This window comes from Klebsiella sp. PK18 (assembly GCF_057784655.1).
Map to the genome: position 1 here is coordinate 5,466,134 of NZ_CM173493.1, position 21,500 is coordinate 5,487,633.

18 protein-coding genes and 1 riboswitch are annotated in these 21,500 nt (G+C 57.8%); of the genes, 8 read left to right on the top strand and 10 right to left on the bottom strand.

Features of this window, described 5'->3' with window-relative positions; genetic code table 11:
- Positions 1-59: 59 nt before the first annotated feature.
- A riboswitch (cobalamin riboswitch) is annotated at positions 60-246 on the bottom strand.
- A 114-nt stretch (positions 247-360) separates the two neighbouring features.
- Complete coding sequence (trmA, locus tag AC3EMD_RS26745; RefSeq protein ID WP_302073859.1) at positions 361-1,461, top strand: tRNA (uridine(54)-C5)-methyltransferase TrmA; 1,101 nt, start codon at positions 361-363, stop codon at positions 1,459-1,461.
- A 53-nt stretch (positions 1,462-1,514) separates the two neighbouring features.
- Here the strand turns inward: trmA and AC3EMD_RS26750 are convergent, their stop codons facing one another.
- Positions 1,515-1,874: a YijD family membrane protein gene (locus AC3EMD_RS26750; RefSeq protein ID WP_004203691.1), complete on the bottom strand. Its 360-nt coding sequence runs from the start codon at positions 1,872-1,874 to the stop codon at positions 1,515-1,517.
- A gap of 15 nt (positions 1,875-1,889) precedes the next feature.
- Complete coding sequence (gene fabR / locus AC3EMD_RS26755) at positions 1,890-2,525, bottom strand: HTH-type transcriptional repressor FabR (RefSeq protein ID WP_004151856.1); 636 nt, start codon at positions 2,523-2,525, stop codon at positions 1,890-1,892.
- A 196-nt stretch (positions 2,526-2,721) separates the two neighbouring features.
- On the opposite strand from fabR, the gene sthA reads away from it, so the two are divergent.
- Positions 2,722-4,122, top strand: a complete 1,401-nt coding sequence (sthA, locus tag AC3EMD_RS26760) for a Si-specific NAD(P)(+) transhydrogenase (protein ID WP_008807852.1) — start codon at positions 2,722-2,724, stop codon at positions 4,120-4,122.
- On the opposite strand, the gene oxyR is transcribed toward sthA, so the two are convergent.
- From oxyR to argC, 4 genes are all read right to left on the bottom strand, one after another.
- A complete protein-coding gene (gene oxyR, locus AC3EMD_RS26765; RefSeq protein WP_008807853.1) occupies positions 4,105-5,022 on the bottom strand; it encodes a DNA-binding transcriptional regulator OxyR in 918 nt (305 codons plus the stop codon). The two genes, sthA and oxyR, sit on opposite strands and share 18 nt — an antisense overlap.
- A gap of 259 nt (positions 5,023-5,281) precedes the next feature.
- Positions 5,282-6,655, bottom strand: coding sequence for an argininosuccinate lyase (argH, locus tag AC3EMD_RS26770; RefSeq protein ID WP_012543258.1), 1,374 nt, complete (start codon positions 6,653-6,655; stop codon positions 5,282-5,284).
- 98 nt (positions 6,656-6,753) lie between these two features.
- Entirely contained in the window at positions 6,754-7,530 is a 777-nt protein-coding gene (gene argB, locus AC3EMD_RS26775) for an acetylglutamate kinase (RefSeq protein WP_086070891.1), read from the bottom strand.
- 6 nt (positions 7,531-7,536) lie between these two features.
- Positions 7,537-8,541, bottom strand: a complete 1,005-nt coding sequence (argC, locus tag AC3EMD_RS26780) for an N-acetyl-gamma-glutamyl-phosphate reductase (protein WP_022064625.1) — start codon at positions 8,539-8,541, stop codon at positions 7,537-7,539.
- 113 nt (positions 8,542-8,654) lie between these two features.
- Between argC and argE the strand changes: the two genes are divergently transcribed.
- Both argE and ppc read left to right on the top strand, forming a co-directional pair.
- The gene (gene argE, locus AC3EMD_RS26785) at positions 8,655-9,806 is read left to right on the top strand and encodes an acetylornithine deacetylase (protein WP_012969211.1); all 1,152 of its coding nucleotides are present in this window, start codon (positions 8,655-8,657) and stop codon (positions 9,804-9,806) included.
- Between the two features lie 258 nt (positions 9,807-10,064).
- Positions 10,065-12,716, top strand: coding sequence for a phosphoenolpyruvate carboxylase (gene ppc / locus AC3EMD_RS26790; protein WP_008807858.1), 2,652 nt, complete (start codon positions 10,065-10,067; stop codon positions 12,714-12,716).
- A gap of 48 nt (positions 12,717-12,764) precedes the next feature.
- On the opposite strand, the gene zinT is transcribed toward ppc, so the two are convergent.
- Positions 12,765-13,415, bottom strand: a complete 651-nt coding sequence (zinT, locus tag AC3EMD_RS26795) for a metal-binding protein ZinT (RefSeq protein WP_032736929.1) — start codon at positions 13,413-13,415, stop codon at positions 12,765-12,767.
- Positions 13,416-13,439: 24 nt separating this feature from the next.
- Here zinT and AC3EMD_RS26800 point away from each other — a divergent pair, with 24 nt between their 5' ends.
- The 3 genes from AC3EMD_RS26800 (at position 13,440) to gldA (ending at position 16,452) form a co-directional block, all read left to right on the top strand.
- Positions 13,440-14,426 (top strand): AraC family transcriptional regulator, encoded by a 987-nt coding sequence (locus AC3EMD_RS26800; protein WP_162535968.1) that lies wholly within the window; start codon positions 13,440-13,442, stop codon positions 14,424-14,426.
- A 205-nt stretch (positions 14,427-14,631) separates the two neighbouring features.
- On the top strand, positions 14,632-15,294 hold the full coding sequence (gene fsa, locus AC3EMD_RS26805) for a fructose-6-phosphate aldolase (RefSeq protein ID WP_023340878.1): 663 nt from the start codon (positions 14,632-14,634) through the stop codon (positions 15,292-15,294).
- Positions 15,295-15,348: 54 nt separating this feature from the next.
- Entirely contained in the window at positions 15,349-16,452 is a 1,104-nt protein-coding gene (gldA, locus tag AC3EMD_RS26810) for a bifunctional L-1,2-propanediol dehydrogenase/glycerol dehydrogenase (RefSeq protein ID WP_012969213.1), read from the top strand.
- A 90-nt stretch (positions 16,453-16,542) separates the two neighbouring features.
- Here gldA and metF read toward each other — a convergent pair whose 3' ends face one another.
- The gene (metF, locus tag AC3EMD_RS26815) at positions 16,543-17,430 is read right to left on the bottom strand and encodes a methylenetetrahydrofolate reductase (protein ID WP_002882952.1); all 888 of its coding nucleotides are present in this window, start codon (positions 17,428-17,430) and stop codon (positions 16,543-16,545) included.
- Between the two features lie 227 nt (positions 17,431-17,657).
- Complete coding sequence (locus tag AC3EMD_RS26820) at positions 17,658-18,566, bottom strand: LysR family transcriptional regulator (RefSeq protein WP_117120732.1); 909 nt, start codon at positions 18,564-18,566, stop codon at positions 17,658-17,660.
- 91 nt (positions 18,567-18,657) lie between these two features.
- On the opposite strand from AC3EMD_RS26820, the gene AC3EMD_RS26825 reads away from it, so the two are divergent.
- Complete coding sequence (locus AC3EMD_RS26825) at positions 18,658-19,029, top strand: carboxymuconolactone decarboxylase family protein (protein ID WP_008807865.1); 372 nt, start codon at positions 18,658-18,660, stop codon at positions 19,027-19,029.
- A gap of 38 nt (positions 19,030-19,067) precedes the next feature.
- Here the strand turns inward: AC3EMD_RS26825 and AC3EMD_RS26830 are convergent, their stop codons facing one another.
- Positions 19,068-21,500 carry a bifunctional aspartate kinase/homoserine dehydrogenase II gene (locus AC3EMD_RS26830; RefSeq protein WP_008807866.1) on the bottom strand — a complete coding sequence of 811 codons (2,433 nt, stop codon included), beginning with the start codon at positions 21,498-21,500 and terminating at the stop codon, positions 19,068-19,070.

Sequence of the window (21,500 nt, forward strand, 5' to 3'; positions counted from 1 at the left end):
AGCATCCGAAACAGAAAAAGGATGCCGCTGGTTTTATCAGTTGCTCGCGACGATAAAACCCAGTGCGACGTATTCCGGCAGGTCTTCGGGCTTGGAGGCTGTTTCAAGAAATAATGACTTCCCACGGCTAGCCGCAGTGTCTGCACCGAGTGCGCTCATTTCTCACCTTCCTTACCGCTGCGCGTCAGCCCCAGATTTCCACTGGGTTCCCTTTTAACTCACAGGACCGGTAGGCGAATGCTACAATTAGAATCATATAGATGTCCAGACTGCTAATTATATTTCCCGCCACATTCGAGGCTGGACATCCCCGGCGCTTTCCCTACAATCCCCGCGTACTTATTTTATTCAGGATGCATCATGACCCCCGAACACCTTCCTACCGAACAATACGAAGCGCAGCTGGCAGAAAAAGTCGTCCGTTTGCAAACCATGATGGCGCCTTTTGCCGCGCCGGTTCCGGAAGTGTTTCGTTCGCCGGTCAGCCACTACCGGATGCGCGCCGAGTTCCGTCTGTGGCACGATGGCGACGATCTGTACCATATTATTTTCGATCAGCAGACCCGGTCGCGGATTCGCGTTGACAGCTTTCCGGCCGCCAGCGCGCTTATCAATCAGTTGATGACCGCCATGCTGGAGGGCGTGCGCAACAATCCCGTGCTGCGCCATAAGCTGTTCCAGATTGACTATCTGACCACCCTCAGCAACCAGGCGGTCGTTTCGCTGCTGTATCATAAAAAGCTGGATGATGCCTGGCGTGAGCAAGCGGAGGCGCTGCGTGACGCCCTGCGAGCCCAGGGACTCAATGTGCATCTGATTGGACGGGCGACCAAAACCAAAATCGAGCTCGATCAGGACTATATAGATGAACGTCTGCCAGTTGGCGGGCGAGAGATGATCTACCGTCAGGTGGAAAACAGCTTTACCCAGCCGAACGCGGCCATGAACATTCAGATGGTGGAGTGGGCGCTGGATGTCACCAAAGGGGCGACCGGCGACCTGCTGGAATTGTACTGCGGCAACGGTAACTTCTCGCTGGCGCTGGCGCGTAATTTTGATCGCGTGCTGGCCACCGAAATCGCCAAACCGTCAGTGGCTGCGGCGCAGTACAACATCGCCGCTAACCATATCGACAACGTGCAGATTATCCGCATGGCGGCGGAAGAGTTTACTCAGGCGATGAATGGCGTGCGGGAGTTCAACCGGCTGCAGGGTATCGATCTGCAGAGCTATCAGTGCGAGACCATTTTCGTCGATCCGCCGCGCAGCGGACTGGACAGCGAAACGGAAAAAATGGTGCAGGCCTATCCGCGCATTCTGTACATTTCATGCAACCCGGAAACGCTGTGCCGCAATCTGGAGACGTTAAGCCAGACGCACAACGTCACCCGGCTGGCGCTGTTCGACCAGTTCCCGTACACCCATCATATGGAATGCGGCGTTCTGCTGACCCGGAAATAGGCCCAAAAAAACCGGCAATGTCATATTGCCGGTTTTTTTACACCACTGGCGGCTTACTCGGCTGCCGTATTTTTGCGGTTACGCATCTTGTAGCCGATCCAGAAGACCATCGCGACGGACAGAACGGCCGGGAAGAAGTTAGAGCCGATATCCGGGTACTCCGCACGCACGACGGTGCTGTACAACAGTACCCCGAGAATAAAAAAGGCGGCGGCCAGGCCCGGAAGCCCAACGGGCATACTGCGATTCTGATAGCGCTGATGCAGACAGTAGACCGTCAGCAGCAGGGATAAAATCGGGAAGACGGAAAACGGAACTATCGAACTGAACAGCGCCGCAAAGGCGCCATTAATGGATAACCCGGCAATCAGCGCCAGCAGCAGCGTACCTTTATCTTGAACTGAGTGTTTCATTGCTCGTCCTTCACGTTATTCGGAATGATGTGACATTTTTTCTTGTTCACGGCGATACCAGTAATACGCGCCTTTCGAGATCATTCTGAGCTGCAGCACCAACCGTTCTTCCAGCTGCCGGCGCTGTTCAGGGCCGACATCCAGCGCTTCCGCGCCAGCGCTAAAGACGATGGTGACCATAGCTTCAGCCTGCGCTTCGGTGAAGGCGCGCGGCATATGGTTTTCGAGTTCTAAATAGTCGGCGAGTTCCGCGATAAAGTGCTGGATCTCGCGCGCGACGGCGGCGCGAAACGCCGCAGAGGTTCCCGAGCGCTCTCGCAACAGCAAGCGGAAGGCGTTCGGGTTGTTACCGATAAACTCCATAAAGGTGGAGACCGAGGTACGGATCACGCTGCCGCCTTTAGCAATTCTCTGGCGCGCCTGGCGCATCAGCTGGCGCAGCATCAGTCCGCTCTCATCGACCATCGTCAGGCCTAACTCATCGACATCGCGAAAATGACGATAAAAGGACGTCGGCGCGATCCCAGCTTCCCGCGCCACTTCGCGCAAGCTCAGGCTGGCGAAACTCCGCTCAGCGCTAAGTTGGCTGAATGCTGCTTCCACCAGCGAACGGCGGGTTTTTTCTTTTTGTTGTGCTCTTACGCCCATCACGATGTATGAATCCTTCCAATAGCCCTGCTGGCACTATACCAGAGATTAAAACTAATCGGTTTGCACTGGATTGTGAATGATTGTTTACGAGCCGTTTCTGCTTTTATGCCGCAAAAAAGCACAACGATAATTGGGTTAAAGCGCAGCGAATGTTATCATCGTGTTTATTTTATGTATAAAACAGGTGAGTAATGCCATGTCACACTCTTGGGATTATGATGCAATAGTGATTGGTTCCGGCCCTGGCGGCGAAGGCGCCGCCATGGGACTGGTGAAACAGGGAGTACGCGTTGCCGTCATTGAGCGCTACCATAATGTCGGCGGCGGTTGCACCCACTGGGGCACCATCCCGTCGAAAGCCCTCCGCCATGCCGTCAGCCGTATCATCGAGTTTAACCAAAACCCCCTCTACAGCGACCACTCCCGCCTTCTTCGCTCTTCTTTCGCCGACATCCTCAACCATGCCGACAGCGTCATCAACCAGCAGACTCATATGCGCCAGGGATTCTATGAGCGCAACCACTGTGAAATTCTGCAGGGCAATGCGCACTTCGTTGATGAACATACTCTGGCGCTGGAATGCCATGACGGCACGGTCGAGACGGTGACTGCGGAGAAATTCGTTATCGCCTGCGGGTCACGTCCCTACCATCCGGCCGATGTCGATTTCCACCACCCGCGCATCTATGACAGCGATTCGATTCTCAGCCTGCAGCATGAGCCGCGCCACGTGATCATTTACGGCGCCGGGGTGATCGGTTGCGAATACGCCTCGATCTTCCGCGGCATGGAGGTGAAGGTCGATCTGATCAACACCCGCGATCGTCTGCTGGCCTTCCTCGATCAGGAGATGTCAGACTCGCTCTCTTATCACTTCTGGAACAGCGGCGTGGTCATTCGCCACAATGAGGAGTATGAGAAAATTGAGGGGGTGGATGACGGCGTGATCATGCACCTGAAGTCCGGTAAAAAACTGAAGGCCGATTGCCTGCTGTACGCCAACGGCCGCACCGGCAATACCGACACCCTGGCGCTGGAAAACATCGGTCTGCAGACTGACAGCCGCGGCCAGCTGAAGGTCAACAGCATGTACCAGACCGCCCTCCCGCACATTTATGCGGTTGGCGATGTCATCGGCTATCCAAGCCTGGCTTCTGCCGCTTACGATCAAGGGCGCATTGCCGCCCAGGCGCTGGTGAAAGGCGAAGCTTCAGCGCATCTGATTGAAGATATCCCCACCGGGATCTACACCATTCCGGAAATCAGCTCCGTCGGGAAAACCGAGCAACAGCTGACGGCAATGAAAGTGCCGTATGAGGTGGGTCGCGCCCAGTTTAAACACCTGGCACGGGCGCAAATCGTTGGCATGAGCGTGGGAACCCTGAAGATCCTGTTCCATCGGGAGACCAAGGAGATCCTCGGCATTCACTGCTTTGGCGAACGCGCAGCCGAAATCATTCATATCGGCCAGGCGATCATGGAGCAGAAAGGTGGTGGTAACACCATTGAGTACTTCGTCAACACCACCTTTAACTACCCGACCATGGCGGAAGCGTATCGGGTTGCCGCGCTGAACGGCTTAAACCGCCTGTTTTAACGCCTTGTCGAAATGGCCATCCATCGTACCGCGGATGGCCTCCGCCAGATGTTCATAGCGGCTGCGCAGCGGGGAGCCGGGACGGTAAACCAGGCCGATGGTTCGTCTTGGCTCTGGCTTAATGCACGGCAGATAGACCACGCCATCGCGTTTTCTTTCCTGCGGTACCGCCAGCGCAGGCAGCAAGGTAATGCCGCTGCCTGCCGCCACCATATTGCGTAGCGTTTCCAGACTGGTCGCCCGGAAGTGGGTATCTTCATCCGCTCCCGCTTCAAAGCAAAAGCCCATCGCCTGATCGCGCAGACAGTGGCCATCCTCAAGCATCAGCAGCTTTTCACCAGCCAGATCCGACATCGGCACCCGGTCGCGGTTCGCCCACGGGTGATCCTCATAGATAGCCAGCATCATCGGCTCATCAAACAGCGGCACCTCGATAAAGGCCTCGCTCTCTTTGACCAGCGCCAGAATGGCGCAGTCGAGCTTACCGCTGTCGAGCTGGGCCAGCAGCTGATGGGTCTGCGCTTCGTGCAGGTACATTTCCAGCTTCGGAAAGGTTTGGTGCAGCATCGGAATGATTTGCGGCAGCAGATACGGGCCAATTGTCGGGATCAAGCCGATGTGCAGCGGCCCGGACATGGTTTCCCCTTGTTGGCTTGCCATCTCCTTGAGCACTTTTACTTCGCGTAACACGGTACGCGCCTGATCCACCAGCAACAGCCCCGCCTGGGTAAACAGAACCTTACGGCTGGTGCGCTCCAGCAGCATGACGCCAAGTTCATCCTCGAGCTTGCGGATCTGTCCGCTGAGCGTCGGTTGGCTCACGTGGCATGAGTCAGCCGCCCGCCGGAAGTGGCGGTGTTCGGCGAGCGCTACCAGGTATTCAAGATCGCGAATATTCATTATTCATCCTCCATCGCCACGATAGTCCATGGCGATAGATAGCATAGCAACGAACGATTATCCCTATCAAGCTTTCTGTTCAATAATACGCCCATAGAGACGGTATACCTGTGAAAATCATTGGCCCGTCACACTGTTTCTCTACCCGAACAACTAAAGCCAACGTGAACTTTTGCGGACCTTGTGTCCGCTTTTTTTTTGCATAAAAAACCCGGCGTCATCAGGCTCGGCCGGGTTCAGAGAGGCGGATGCCAGAGAATTAGCTCAGGCGCGCTTTTGCGTCGCTGATAGCCTGCGCCACCTGCTGCGGCGAAACGCCGCCTTTCGCTGCGCGTTTATCGAGGCAGGACTGCAGAGACAGAATCGGATAAACATCGTCTGCGATGACCGGACTGAATTTCTGCAGATCGACCAGGGGCAGCGCTTCCAGCGGTTTCCCTTGCGCAATGGCTTCGACTACCGCCTCACCAACAATATGGTGCGCTTCACGGAACGGAACGCCTTTTGCCACCAGATAATCTGCCAGTTCTGTGGCGTTGGCATAGCCCTGCTGCGCCGCTTCCGCACAGCGCGGGCGTTTCACCTGGATGCCATCCAGCACCAGGGTCGCCATATGCAGGCAGTCGAGCCAGGTATCCAGGGCGTCGAAAAGCCCCTCTTTATCTTCCTGCATGTCTTTGTTGTAGGCCAGCGGCAGGCCTTTCAGCGTCATCATCATGCCGGTCAACGCGCCCTGCACGCGGCCGCATTTACCACGAATTAATTCCAGCGCGTCCGGGTTTTTCTTCTGCGGCATCAACGAGGAGCCGGAGGTTACGCGATCAGAAAGTTCGACGAAGTTCGCCTCGCCGGAGTTAAAGAAAATCAGATCTTCAGCAAAGCGCGACAGATGCACCATGCCGATAGACGCATCGGAAAGCAGCTCCAGAACATGGTCGCGATCGGAAACGCTGTCGAGGCTGTTGCGTGTGGCAGAGGCAAAGCCCAGCCAGCCGGCCAGCTGCTCGCGGTCGATTTCATACGCCGTCCCCGCCAGCGCGCCGCAGCCCAGCGGGCTAACGTCGAGGCGCTTCAGCGCGTCCTGCAGGCGGCTTTCGTCACGCGCCAGCATTTCAACGTAGGCCAGACACCAGTGTGCGAACGTCACCGGCTGGGCACGCTGCAGGTGAGTGTACCCCGGCATCACCGCGTCCTGGTTATGCTGGGCAGTCTCCACCAGCGCGCTCTGCAGCTGGCGGTTCGCCGACAGCAGTTCGACAACGGTATCTTTGCACCATAGTTTAAGATCGGTGGCGACCTGGTCGTTACGGCTGCGCCCGGTGTGCAGTTTCTTGCCCAACTGGCCCACTTTATCGATCAGCTTGCCTTCCACCCAGCTGTGAATATCTTCGGCATCGCTGGCGAGGATTTGCTGCGGATTGGCGCGCACCTCTTCCAGCAGCACGTTCAGCGCTTCTTCCAGCTGCTGCTGTTCAGCGGCACTCAGAACGCCGACCGTTACCAGCGCTTTCGACCAGGCGACAGAGCCAACGATATCCTGCTCCGCCAGACGATAGTCGAAGCGCAACGAGTCGTTGAACTGTTTGAACCGTTGATCTGCTGCCTGTGTAAAACGCCCGCCCCAAAGTGCCATAACATGCTTCCTTTATTCGTTAGTTCTGCCGGCGACATTGTGCCGCCCGGCCTACAGTCTGTAAGCCCGGCAGACGACGCGCCGCCGGGCATGAAATCTTAAGCCAGAATACGTGTGCCGATCGGCGTGCCGTTAAATAACGCTGGCAGCTGCTCGGCGTGACGCCAGGAGGCGATATCCACCGGACGGCCCAGGGCACGTGCGGCGTCAAGGGCCGCATTCACTTTAACAATCATGCCGTCAGTGATAATGCCCTGCTCGATCAGCTGCTCCGCTTTCTCGGCGGTCATCTCGGCAATACGCTGTCCTTTACCGTCGAGGATACCGCTGACATCAGACAGCAGGATCAGATCCGCCCCCAGGGTGGCCGCCAGCGCCGTCGCCGCCTGGTCAGCATTGACGTTCATCAGCTGGCCTTCATCGGTCACCCCGATAGAGCTCACCACCGGCAGGTAACCGCCCGCCAGCAGGGTGTTGATCAGCGCCGGGGAGCCCGGCTGCGCCAGCCCGACATGGCCCAGCTCGGCATCCAGCTGCGTGACCTTCACGCTATCGCCATCGCCGAGGAACAGGCCTACCGAGGAAATACCATGTTTTTTCGCCCATGCCAGCAGCGTTTTGTTGGCGGTTCCCGCCAGCGCGCCGGTAATGATGTCAATCTGATCGGCAGGCGTAACCCGCAGGCCATTTTTCTTTTTCACCGGCAGATTAAGCTGCTTCATCAGCTCATCCACCACGCAGCCGCCGCCGTGGACGATAATCAGCGGGCGCTGGTGCGCTTCACGGTAGTTAACCAGCGCGGTAAACAGGCGCTCCAGCGCCTCTTCGCTATCGAGTAATACGCCGCCGAGTTTGATAATTAATGGGTTCATCATCACACCTTAAATAAGAGACTGCGTCTCAGCGAAGCCGAAACGAATATTCGCGCACTGCACTGCCTGCGCTGCGGCGCCTTTCAGCAGGTTATCTTCAGCCGCGACGACGATGAGATGGTCGTCCTGCACGGCAAAACCGATATCACAGAATGGCAGACCCTCGACGCTTTTCAATGCGGGTACGCCTTTATCATATAAACGTACCAGCGGTTTATCGGCGTAAGCCTGCTGGTAAACCGCTGCGATCTGCGCGTGGCCGACGCCCGGCTTCAGGCGGCAGGTAATGGTTTCAAGGATGCCGCGCTTAAAATTACCCAGGTGCGGGGTAAAAATCACCTTTGCCCCGAGGTGGCTGGCAATCTCCGGCTGATGGCGATGGTTAAATATGCCGTATGGCTGCAGGCTCACTTCACAGAAGCTATTGCCGATCGCGGCCTTACGACCCGCGCCGCTCACCCCGCTGGTGGCGTTGATCACCGGCCACTGGTTCAGATCCAGCAGATTGGCCTCAATCAGCGGCTTCAGCGACAGCTGCGCCGCCGTCGGATAGCAGCCAGGCACCGCGATTAACTGCGCTTCTTTAAGCGCATCCGCGCTCCACTCCGCCAGACCATACACCGCCTGTTTGAGCAGGTCGGGATGTTGATGAGTGAAACCGTAATATTTTTCGTAGAACGCCCCATCGTTAACGCGGAAGGCACCGGAAAGATCGAACACCACGCAGCCGGCGGCAAGGAACTGCGGCGCCAGGTCGTGACTCACTTCGTGCGCGGTGGCGAGAAACACCACGTCCACGCCAGCGCTGAATTCGCTGATATCGGACATCGGCTGCAGCGGCATATCGACAATGCCTTTGAGCTGCGGATGCAGGTCGGAAATTAATTTTCCCGCATCATTGCTTTGCGCGGAGACCGTCAAAGCGGTTATGTTCATATGCGGATGACGATTGATATAGGTCACCAGCTCTGCGCCGGCATAACCACTGGCACCCACAATCAGCGTATTTAACATTGGAAGCGCATCTCCTTACATTCGATGGGTTTTCTTACGCTCAACGATATTGTATTTTTATTCACAATAAATGCATGAATATTGATACTATCACGACCCAAGGTGTGTCAACAATGAAAAACAATTTACCGCCCTTTATCGAGATTTACCGCGCGTTGATCGCCACACCGTCCATCAGCGCGACCGAAGAGGCTCTCGATCAAAGCAATGAGTCTTTAATCAATTTGCTGGCAGGCTGGTTCCGCGATCTCGGCTTCAATGTTGAGATACAGCCGGTGCCGGATACGCGCCATAAATTCAACCTGCTGGCCAGCACCGGACACGGCGCCGGCGGCCTGCTGCTCGCCGGGCATACCGATACCGTGCCATTCGATGATGGCCGCTGGACGCGGGATCCGTTCACCCTCACCGAACACGATAACAAGCTCTACGGCCTCGGCACGGCTGACATGAAAGGCTTCTTCGCCTTTATTCTCGACGCCCTGCGCGATGTCGACGTCACCACGCTGAAAAAACCGCTGTATATTCTGGCCACCGCCGACGAAGAGACCAGCATGGCCGGCGCGCGCTATTTTGCCGAAACCACCCAGCTGCGCCCGGACTGCGCCATCATCGGCGAGCCCACCTCCCTGCAGCCGATCCGCGCCCACAAAGGACATATGTCCAACGCGATCCGTATTCAGGGCCAGTCCGGCCACTCCAGCGATCCGGCACGCGGAGTTAACGCGATTGAGCTTATGCACGACGCCATCGGCCGCATTATGCAGCTGCGCGATCTGCTAAAAGAGCGCTACCACTTCGAGGCGTTCACGGTCCCTTACCCAACCCTCAACCTGGGCGCTATCCATGGCGGCGATGCCTCAAACCGCATCTGCGCCTGCTGTGAACTGCATATGGATATCCGCCCGCTGCCGGGGATGACCCTCAACGATCTTAATGGTCTGTTGGGCGAGGCGCTGGCGCCCGTCAGTGAGCGCTGGCCGGGCCGCCTGACGGTCTCAGAGCTGCACCCGCCGATCCCCGGCTACGAATGCCCGCCGGACCATAAGCTGGTCCAGGTGGTTGAGAAACTGCTCGGCGCGCAGACCGACGTGGTGAACTACTGCACCGAAGCGCCGTTTATCCAGACGCTATGTCCGACGCTGGTTCTCGGCCCGGGTTCCATCAATCAGGCCCATCAGCCTGACGAGTATCTGGAGACGCGCTTTATCAAGCCGACCCGGGAGCTGATTAGCCAGGTGGTCCACCACTTCTGCTGGCACTAAAATCGCCCTCTTTTTCCGCCCCGTTCTCCCGGGGCGGAACGGTGACGATCGTCACATTTCCATAAGCGATGCTTATCCAGCGACCCCTGAATTAAATTTCGCAAATTACGGCGATTTACTCGTTTGCTGAAGCGATTTCGCAGTAATTGACGTGGGGGTATTTACGTGGCTTTATAAAAGACGGGTTGCTTATCCGTTGCTCACGTTCCAGCGCAGCGGATATAACAAAATAAAATGAGATGGGGTGTCTGGGGTAACATGAACGAACAATATTCCGCATTGCGTAGTAATGTCAGTATGCTCGGCAAGGTGCTGGGCGATACCATCAAGGATGCATTGGGAGAAAATATTCTTGATCGTGTCGAAACTATCCGTAAGTTGTCCAAATCTTCACGCGCCGGCAACGAAGCTAACCGCCAGGAACTGCTGACCACGCTGCAGAATTTGTCTAACGACGAACTGCTGCCGGTTGCCCGTGCCTTCAGCCAGTTTCTGAATCTGGCGAACACCGCTGAGCAGTATCACAGCATTTCGCCGAATGGCGAAGCGGCCAGCAATCCGGAAGTCATTGCGCGTACCCTGAGAAAGCTCAAAGACCAACCCAATCTCAACGAAGACACCATCAAAAAAGCGGTGGAATCTCTGTCTCTGGAGCTGGTATTAACCGCCCACCCGACCGAGATCACCCGCCGGACGCTGATCCATAAAATGGTGGAAGTGAACAGCTGCCTCAAGCAACTGGACAATAAAGACATCGCCGACTACGAACACCATCAGCTGATGCGCCGTCTGCGCCAGCTGATCGCCCAGTCCTGGCATACTGACGAGATCCGTAAATACCGCCCGTCTCCGGTCGACGAAGCCAAATGGGGCTTCGCGGTGGTGGAAAATAGCCTGTGGGAAGGGGTGCCTAACTATCTGCGCGAGCTGAACGAACAGCTGGAAGCCAACCTTGGCTATCAGCTGCCGGTGGACTTCGTCCCGGTGCGTTTCACCTCGTGGATGGGCGGCGACCGCGACGGCAACCCGAACGTGACCGCTGACATCACCCGCCACGTGCTGCTGCTCAGCCGCTGGAAAGCCACCGATCTGTTCCTCAAAGACGTGCAGGTGCTGATCTCCGAGCTGTCGATGGTGGAGTGTACCGACGAACTTCGCGCGCTGGCTGGCGCCGAGGGTGCTCAGGAACCGTACCGTTATCTGATGAAGAAACTGCGCACTCAGCTGATGGAGACCCAGGCCTGGCTGGAAGCGCGCCTGAAAGGTCAGAAGCTGCCGAAACCGGCAGGACTGATCACTCAGAACGAGCAGCTGTGGGAGCCGCTGTACGCCTGCTATAAATCGCTGCAGGCCTGCGGCATGGGCATTATCGCCAACGGCGAACTGCTCGACACCCTGCGCCGCGTGAAGTCTTTCGGCGTACCGCTGGTGCGTATTGATATCCGTCAGGAAAGCACTCGCCATACCGAAGCGCTGGGCGAAATGACCCGTTACCTCGGGATCGGCGATTACGAAAGCTGGTCAGAAGCCGACAAACAGGCTTTCCTGATCCGCGAACTGAACTCCAAACGTCCGTTGCTGCCGCGTCAGTGGGAGCCAAGCGAAGAGACCCGCGAAGTCCTCGATACCTGCAAAGTGATCGCCGAGGCGCCGCGCGGATCGATCGCCGCCTACGTGATCTCGATGGCCAAAACGCCGTCCGACGTGCTGGCGGTTCATCTGCTGCTGAAAGAGGCCGGGATTGGTTTTGCTCTGCCGGTGGCCCCGCTGTTCGAAACGCTGGACGACCTGAACAACGCCAACGATGTCATGACTCAGCTGCTGAATATCGACTGGTACCGCGGCTTTATCCAGGGCAAGCAGATGGTCATGATTGGCTATTCTGACTCCGCCAAAGATGCTGGCGTGATGGCCGCCTCCTGGGCGCAGTACCAGGCGCAGGACGCGCTGATCAAAACCTGTGAGAAAGCCGGTATCGAACTGACGCTGTTCCACGGACGCGGCGGTTCCATCGGCCGCGGCGGCGCGCCAGCCCACGCGGCGCTGCTCTCGCAGCCGCCGGGAAGCCTGAAAGGCGGCCTGCGCGTCACAGAGCAGGGCGAGATGATCCGCTTTAAGTACGGCCTGCCGGAAGTGACCATCAGCAGTCTGTCGCTATATACCAGCGCCATTCTGGAAGCCAACCTGCTGCCGCCGCCGGAACCGAAAGCCGAATGGCGCGACATCATGGCTGAGCTGTCCGACGTCTCCTGCAAGATGTATCGCGGCTACGTACGTGAAAACAAAGATTTCGTGCCTTACTTCCGCTCTGCGACTCCGGAGCAGGAGCTGGGCAAACTGCCACTGGGTTCGCGTCCGGCAAAACGTCGCCCGACCGGCGGCGTCGAGTCGCTGCGCGCCATTCCGTGGATCTTCGCCTGGACCCAGAACCGCCTGATGCTACCGGCCTGGCTGGGCGCTGGCGCCGCGCTGCAGAAGGTGGTCGAAGGTGGAAAACAGAGTGAACTGGAAGCGATGTGTCGCGACTGGCCGTTCTTCTCCACCCGCCTTGGCATGCTGGAGATGGTTTACTCGAAGGCCGACCTGTGGCTGGCGGAGTACTACGATCAGCGCCTGGTGAAGCCGGAGCTGTGGGCGCTGGGTACCGAGCTGCGTAAGCTGCTGGCTGCCGACATCAACGTCGTGTTGGCCATCGCCAATGACTCCCATCTGATGGCCGACCTGCCGTGGATCGCCGAGTCTATCCAGCTGCGTAATATCTATACCGACCCGCTGAACGTCCTGCAGGCGGAACTGCTGCACCGTTCACGCCAGGCCGAAGAAGCAGGCAAGGACCCGGATCCGCGCGTTGAACAAGCGCTGATGGTCACCATCGCCGGCGTTGCCGCCGGTATGCGTAACACCGGCTAATCGAAGCCTCTCTCCCCCGGCCGCCCGGTCGGGGGATTTTCACCTGTTCTAGTGGTGCAGCATCTCATCAACGATCTGCTCTTTATGCAGCGCATATGGATAATAGGTCGGCCAGTTATCCATCTCTTTCAGCAACACCTCCTGTGATTCATTGCCCATGAAAATATGGAAATGCTGCGATTTACGCGGGCCAATAATATGGTCGCTGAACTGCACAAATTTCGGCGCGTTGGCATCGCCCTGCTGGCACTCAAACAGGTAACGTACGCCTTTCTTGCCGGAGGCGTAATGCAGAATTTTGTAGCCTGAATAGCGGTATTTGCAGCTGTTGACGGTCTCGCCAACGTGGAACTCAATCACATCATTTTCAATGCCAATCTGCTCCACATCGGTGGCGTAGCCCTTCTTATAATAAGCGCGATACTCCTCGACGCTCTTGCCGCCGGGCTTTTTCGCCTTCTGCTCCAGCACCGGATCGAGGTCGCCGTTGAGCAGATACGGGTTTACCGACTGCCAGACGCCCTCCCAGTCGCTCAGCGCGCGGTCCTGCACATTTTTATCGGCAAAAATGCCTTCGCTGGCCTGACGTTCGATGTCGGTTAACGCCGGGCCATGGTTATGATTGCCGTGGGCAAACGCCTGGGCGCTGGCTAACGCCATGCCGAATCCAAAGGCCAGCAGGGGGATCTTTCTGGTCATTACTCTCTCCTGAGTTTGCTATCAATGGCGACAAATTGTTACGATATAACATATCTTATCTGGGAAGCAAGCGTGACTGGCAAGCGCTTTTACCGCTGGAAAAATGTCCGGTATGATGAAAGAGGTGATGCGCTGAACGGAAGAATGATGGACAACGATATCAATCAACTTATTGATTCATTCCTAAAAAAGCAGAATGGTATCGGCCGGGTCTATTTTGCCGGCGAGATGCGCTCGCCTGCTGAGCCGGTAGTGCAGGTTGATTTTCCCCGTCTGAACATCATCATCGATGGGCAGTTGCCCGACCGGGCACTCGGCAAAAACGCCAGCCCTCTTGAGGCGAACGACGTGCTTTATATCCCTGGCGATAGCTGGAACTGCCCGCAGTGGCAGGCGCCCTGCCTGCTGTTAAGTCTCCTGTTCGATAAGCAGCGACTGGAGTGCTCGCTGCAGCACTGGAATGGCAAGGCGATAACCGTTGTCGAAAAGCGGCAGGCGCTGCGCCGCGGGCCGCGCGTCGGTTCATTTCTGCTGCAGGCGCTCAATGAGCTCCGGATGCAGCCGCAGGAGCAGCGAACCGCCCGCAGCATTGTCGTCAGCCTGCTCAGCCACTGCCATGACCTTCTCGGCAGCCAGGCGCAAACCTCCTCGCGCAGCCAGGCGCTGTTTGAGGCGATCCGCCAGTACATGGACGCCCATTATGCAGAGCCGCTGAGCCGGGAATCGGTGGCCCAGGCGTTCTATCTCTCCCCCAACTATCTTTCTCACCTGTTCCAGAAATGCGGGCCAATGGGCTTCAATGAATATCTGAACCATATTCGTCTTGAACAGGCCCGTATGCTGCTGAAGGGCCACGATATGAAAGTGAAAGATATCGCCCACGCCTGCGGCTTCGCCGACAGCAATTATTTCTGCCGCCTGTTTCGCAAAACCACCGAGCGCTCGCCGTCTGAATACCGCCGTCAGTATCATAGCCAGTTAACGGAAATATCTTCTCCGGCCAAAAACTAGATTTTTGTGTGTTAAACCTGACTTTTGTGCGCGCTTTTATTGCTGCCCAACCCCACCATCGCCGATAAATGTGATCTAAATCATCCTTAATCGTGATGCGTACATTTATCCAGTTTTTGGCAAATTTGTCATCTGGCGGTCCTTCGAACGAAAGCCGTATGCTTACCTCAACGACAATATCGAATTAAGCCTTGAGGAAAACACGATGGAACTCTATCTGGATACCGCCAACGTCGCCGAAGTGGAACGCCTGGCCCGCATCTACCCGTTGGCCGGGGTAACCACCAACCCGAGCATTATCGCCGCCGGTAAAACTCCGGTATGGGACGTGCTCCCACGCCTGCAGAAAGCCATCGGTCCGGAGGGCGCCCTCTTCGCGCAGACCATGAGCCGCGATGCGCTGGGCATGGTGGAAGAAGCTAAACGCCTGAGCAACGCCGTGCCGGGCATCGTGGTCAAAATCCCGGTGACCGCCGAAGGCCTCGCCGCTATCAAAATGCTGAAGAAGGAAGGCATCCCGACTCTTGGCACCGCCGTCTACAGCGCTTCGCAAGGCCTGCTGGCCGCACTGGCCGGCGCAAAGTACGTCGCGCCTTACGTTAACCGCGTTGACGCCCAGGGCGGGGACGGTATCCGCATGGTGCAGGAGCTGCAATCTCTGCTGGAAATGCATGCGCCCGAGAGCAAAGTGCTGGCGGCGAGCTTCAAAACGCCCCGTCAGGCGCTGGATTGCCTGCTGGCCGGTTGCGAAGCCATCACCCTTCCATTAGATGTAGCGCAACAAATGCTCGGCACCCCTGCGGTAGAGTCAGCCATAGAGAAGTTTGAACAGGACTGGAATAACGCCTTTGGCACGCTGAACCTGTAACCGGACCTGCGAGTCGCCTGCGGGCGGCAGCACGGTCATCGAGGAGGAATCGAAATGGATCGCATTATTCAATCACCAGGCAAATACATTCAGGGCGCAGGCGCCATCAAGCGCCTCGGCGACTATCTGAAGCCTCTGGCCGAACGCTGGCTGGTAGTCGGCGATAAGTTCGTACTGGGGTTTGCGGAAGAGATGCTGCGTAAAAGCCTGGCCGACGCTGGCCTGGCGGCCGAAATTGCGCCGTTTGGCGGTGAGTGTTCGCATAATGAAATCAATCGCCTGCGCGATATCGCCGGCAGCGCGAAGTGCACCGCCGTGCTGGGGATCGGCGGTGGTAAAACGCTGGATACCGCGAAAGCGCTGGCCCATTTTATGAAGGTGCCGGTGGCGATCGCCCCCACCATCGCCTCTACCGATGCGCCGTGCAGCGCGCTCTCGGTGATTTACACCGACGAAGGGGAGTTCGACAGCTACCTGATGCTGCCGCACAACCCCAACATGGTAATTGTCGATACGCAGATTGTTGCCGGCGCACCGGCCCGCCTGCTGGCCGCCGGGATTGGCGATGCGCTGGCCACCTGGTTCGAAGCCCGCGCCTGCTCCCGCAGCGGCGCCACCACCATGGCGGGCGGGAAATGCACTCAGGCGGCGCTGGCGCTGGCCGAGCTGTGCTACAACACCTTACTTGAAGAGGGTGAAAAAGCGATGCTGGCCGCCGAACAGCACGTGGTCACCCCGGCGCTGGAGCGAGTGGTGGAAGCCAACACCTACCTGAGCGGCGTCGGCTTTGAAAGCGGCGGTCTGGCGGCGGCGCACGCGATTCATAACGGCATGACGGCCATCCCTGACGCCCACCACTATTATCACGGGGAAAAAGTGGCGTTCGGTACCCTGACGCAGCTGGTGCTGGAAAATGCGCCGGTGGACGAAATAGAGACCGTCGCCGCGCTGTGCCACAGCGTTGGGCTGCCGATCACCCTGGCGCAGCTGGATATCAAAGGTGATATCCCGACCAAAATGCGCCTGGTGGCGGAAGCCGCCTGCGCTGAAGGCGAAACCATTCACAATATGCCGGGCGGCGTCGATTCAGACCAGGTCTACGCCGCGCTGTTGGTGGCCGACCAATACGGCCAGCGCTTCCTGCAGGAATGGGAATAAACCAGAGCAAAACACCCGGTATCAGCCGGGTGTTTTTTTATGTTTATCTGCCGGACGCGTCGCCCACCGGCTGCGCGAAACGGCAAGCACTCAGGCCGGACGCACGCCCAGCGTATGGCAGATGGCGTAGCTCATCTCGGCGCGGTTCAGGGTGTAGAAGTGGAAGTCTTTTACCCCTTCCCGGCTTAAAATCTTCACCATGTCCATGGCGATATTCGCCCCCACCAGCTGACGGGTTTCGGCGTCGTTATCCAGCCCTTCGAACATTTTCGACATCCACACCGGGATACGGACGTTGGTCATATCCGCAAACTTTTTCGCCTGTTTAAAGTTGGAGACCGGCAGGATACCCGGAATGATTTCCACGTCGATGCCCGCCGAAACGCAGCGATCGCGAAAACGCAGGTAGCTTTCCACATCGAAGAAGAACTGGGTGATCGCGCGGTTGGCGCCCGCCTCGACTTTACGCTTCAGGTTCAGCAAATCCGCCTGTGCGCTTTTCGCTTCCGGATGCACTTCCGGATACGCGGCGACAGAGATATCGAAATCGCCCACCTCTTTCAGCAGCGTCACCAGATCGGCGGCATACATATCCGGTTTACCGCTGCCCGGCGGCAGGTCGCCGCGCAGGGCGACGATATGGCGAATACCGTTGTTCCAGTAATCCTGAGCGATAGTACGCAGCTCATCACGAGAGGCATCGATACAGGTCAGGTGCGGCGCGGCTTCCAGACCGGTTCGCTCTTTAATGCCTTTGATGATGCTGTGCGTGCGATCGCGCTCGCCAGAGTTCGCGCCATAGGTTACCGAAACAAACTTCGGTTTCAGACTGCTCAGGCGATCGATGGATTTCCACAGGGTTTGCTCCATTTCACTGGTGCGCGGCGGAAAGAATTCAAAAGACACATTAATCTGGCCCTGGACTTCCGCCAGGCTCTGATTCAGGGCTTCCCGCTGATTGGCGTGAAAAAAGCTCATACCTTACCTCATCAATCGCATGTAATGGCTGTTATATTGCGAACTTCTATACGTTTAGACGTCCAGATGTAAAAATGACGGAAAAGCGCGCGGGCGTCAATAGAAAAATCTGCGTAAAGAGTGAGGAATAGGCCTCTAAAATGAAAAAAATTCATCTTCCGCCGCTTTGCCAGCCGAAAGAGCTCGCTCTGCAGTCAATATGGGGTAGCACGATGTTCAGCCTGAGACTAGCGAGTCGTCAGGTGATCATCCAGCAGTGAGAGCCATTGCTGCACGGATTCTGCCTGGTGAGGCGCATAGATCACCCCAAGGCTTAACGGCATGTTGTCGCCTTCAGCGACAGGACAGAACACCACCCCCTGACGCTGGATCGCGGAAAAGGACGCCGGCAGGAGGATCATGCCTTCGCCACGCGCAATACGCGCCAGCAGCACATCATGTTCGGCAGGCTCTTCCACGTAAGCGGGGGTATAACCAGCCCGGTCGAAAATACGTCGCGTGTAGTCAAAGAAATCGGGATTGCGCTCGCGTTTAAACCAGAACAGCGGCCGATGATTGAGCGCGCGTAGCGTTAACGCTGGTCTGGCGGCTTCCGGCCAGGAGACAGGCAATGCCGCGATGAGCGGCTCCTGATACGGCAAAGGATGCAGGTGCAGCCCTTCAGTATTCAGCGGCAGCGCGACCAGCGCCGCATCGAGTTTGCCTTTGCGTACCTGCTGAGCCAGTGCCGGTGAGGCGTGGCGGGTAATATGCAACGTGCGGGTATGATCGCTCAGCGCAGATTCAACGGCGGCGAAAATGCCCTGTTCAAAGGCGGTGGTCAATCCCAGACGCAAGGGCTGCGGCGAGTGAGCGGAGAGCTGGCTCAATGCCGCCAGCGTGCGTTCCTGGAGCACCAGCAGAGGTCGAATCATCTCCAGCACTTCTCTTCCCGCGTCGGTCAGGATCAAGCCTTTGCTGTGGCGCTGAAACAGCGTCACCCCCAGCTGCGCTTCCAGATGGCGGATATGGCGGGTCAGCGGCGGCTGCGAGATAAATAACCGCTGCGCCGCCCGGCTGATGTTATTTTCCTCCGCCACCACGGCAAAGGCGCGCAGCAGGCGAATATCCAGGGAATGTAATCGCGAAGTTGTCATACTGAAAAGGTATCACGAAAAGGGTATTACTCAAGTCCGGCACACTTCCCTACCCTTCCTCTCAACGCTTCATCACAGAGAGGAAAAAATGATGTCCAGCGAACGTTATATCACCGGTCAGGAAATGCTGCAGCGGGTGGATGGCCACGGCGGGGAAGCCGTCGTGGACAGCCTGCAGGATATCGCCCCCGATTTCGCCCGCTATCTGATTGAGTTCCCCTTCGGCGATATTTACGCCAGGCCAGGGCTCGACTTACGCAGCCGGGAAATCGCCACTATTGCCGCGCTCACCGCGCTGGGTAACGCCGCGCCGCAGCTGAAAGTACATATTGCCGCGGGATTAAATGTCGGTCTGACGCAAGAGGAGATTACGGAAGTGATCATGCAGATGGCGGTCTACGCCGGCTTCCCGGCGGCGCTCAACGGCCTGTTTGCCGCTAAAGCGGTTTTTGCGGCGCACTAACAAAAAAGACCAGGCAGCGCCTGGTCTTTTTCTCGGAACTACAGCAGCTGCGCCAGACGGTTAATATCCGACTGGATCGCCCCGGCGGTCACATCGCGCCCGGCGCCGGGTCCGCGGATCACCAGCGGGTTATCGCGATACCAGCGGCTTTCGATGGCGAACACGTTATCGCACGGCAGCAGCGCCGCCAGCGGGTGCTCTTCGCGTACCGCTTCCACGCCGACGCGTGCTTTGCCGTTAGCATCAAAGCGCGCCACGTAGCGGAGCACCAGCCCCATTTCGCGGGCCGCCTCCAGGCGCTGCAGCATTTGCTCGTTCAGCTCTTCGCCATTTTCAAAGAAGTGATCGACCGACCCCTCTTCGCAGTGGGCAGGGACCAGTGATTCCACACGAACCTGATCCGGTTCGATGTCATAACCCGCTTCCCGCGCGAGGATCACCAGCTTACGCATCACATCCTTACCGGACAGATCGACGCGCGGATCCGGCTCGGTCAGCCCCTGCTGCCAGGCCTGATCCACCAGGTCGGTGAACGGCACGGTGCCATCAAACTGCAGGAACAGCCAGGAGAGCGTTCCCGAGAAGATACCGCTCAGGCCGAGGATGGTATCGCCGCTGTCGATCAGATCGCGCACCGTATGGTTCACCGGCAAACCCGCGCCAACGGTAGCGTTATACAGCCAGTGACGACCCGTCTTCTCAAACGCGTCGTGGATCTGGCGATATTTATCACTGCTGCTGGCGCCCGCCAGCTTGTTGGCGCTGATCACATGGAAACCATGGCTGGCGAAATCAAGGTACTGGTCGGCCAGCTGTTCGCTGGCGGTGACGTCCAGCACCACTAAATCATCGTACGGATGCGCGCGCATCCACAGGAACAGCGACTCTTCATCCTGTTCCACCGCTTCATCGTTGAAGAAGGCCAGCGCCCGGCTGGCATCCAGCCCGTCGTAGTTCAGCAGGCTGCGTTTACTGTCGACTACGCCGGCGAGAACAAACTCGAAGCCAGTACGCGCCGACAGCGTGGTTTGTTCGCGGGCAAACAGCTCCAGCCAGCGGGAACCAATGTTCCCTTTGCCGAACAGCATCAGGCCAATACGCTTCTCTGCACGAAACAAGGTCTGATGCAGCCCCTGGATCAGGCTTTCCGTTGGTCCGGCGCGCAACACGGCTACCAGACTGATCCCCTCTTCGGACTGCCAGGTGAACTCCACCGGTTGCCCTTTCAGTTGCTGCCAGAAACGATGGCAGTGCAGTGGGTTACGGGTGACACCCGCGCCCACCATCGCCACCAGCGCCAGCTTCTGACGCAGACGCAGCTCGCCCGGCAGACCCGCTTCATCGAGCAGCTTCAGCGCGCTGTCGGCGACCTCGGAGGTATAGCAGAACTGCAGCAGCTTACGGTCGGCATGGACGCCAACGGCTAACGGGCGCAGCTGGGCGCGTTTGAGCAGGGCGTCCAGCTCTTTATGCGCCAGTTTGAAATCATGGCTGGCCGGCACCTGGAACTCCACCAGACAGACGTCATCATGGCTGGTGACAATCCGCGCGCCGGTACCGGAGGCCAGCACACGCTCAATGCGCGTAGAACCCTGTTCCGGCGTATAGCTACAGCGTAACTGCAGATCGATATCGCTGGCGGACACCGGCTGCAGCGTGCGGGCGTGGAGCACTGGAGCGGCCAGACGCGCCAGCTCGCTGGCTTCATCCAGACGCAGCAGCGGCAGCAGACAGGCATCTTTGACCTTACGCGGATCCGCGCTGTACACCCCGGCGACATCACTCCAGATGGTGACGCGAGAGGCGCCCGCCAGCGCGCCGATCTGCGTGGCGGAGTAGTCAGACCCGTTACGGCCCAGCAGGACGGTTTCTCCGGCCTGGTTGCGGGAGATAAAGCCGGTCACCACCAGACGCTTATTAGGATGTTGCGCCATCAGCTGTTGCAGCAGTGGATAAGATAATCCTTCATCCACCTGCGGCTGCGCGGCGCGTTCCGCACGCAGGAAAGCGCGAGCATCCAGCCAGGCCGCTTCCATACCCAGTTGGTTAAGGACCGCCGCCATCAGGCGTGCGGACCAGACTTCACCATGGCCGACTACTTCCGCATAAACCGCTTCGGTAACCCCGCCATCAAGCAGCCCAGCCAGACGCTCAAGGTCATGGATGAAGGCGGCGATCAACGTATCCGCCGCCGCAGGCTCCACCAGACCGCCAATCAGCTCGGTCTGATAACGGCGAAGCGACTGCTGAACCTGATGCGCAGCAAGGCGATCGCTCTGGCTAAGTTTAAGCCAGCTGATCAGCTGGTTGGTGGTGCTGCCAGCGGCGGAGACAACCATCATGTCGCCCGCCTGCGAATATTCCTTCATGATCCCCGCGACGCGCAGGTAACATTTCGCATCCGCTAAACTACTCCCACCAAATTTGTGCAGCTGACGACCCTTCGCCCCTGCCTGCGCAATCACACTCAT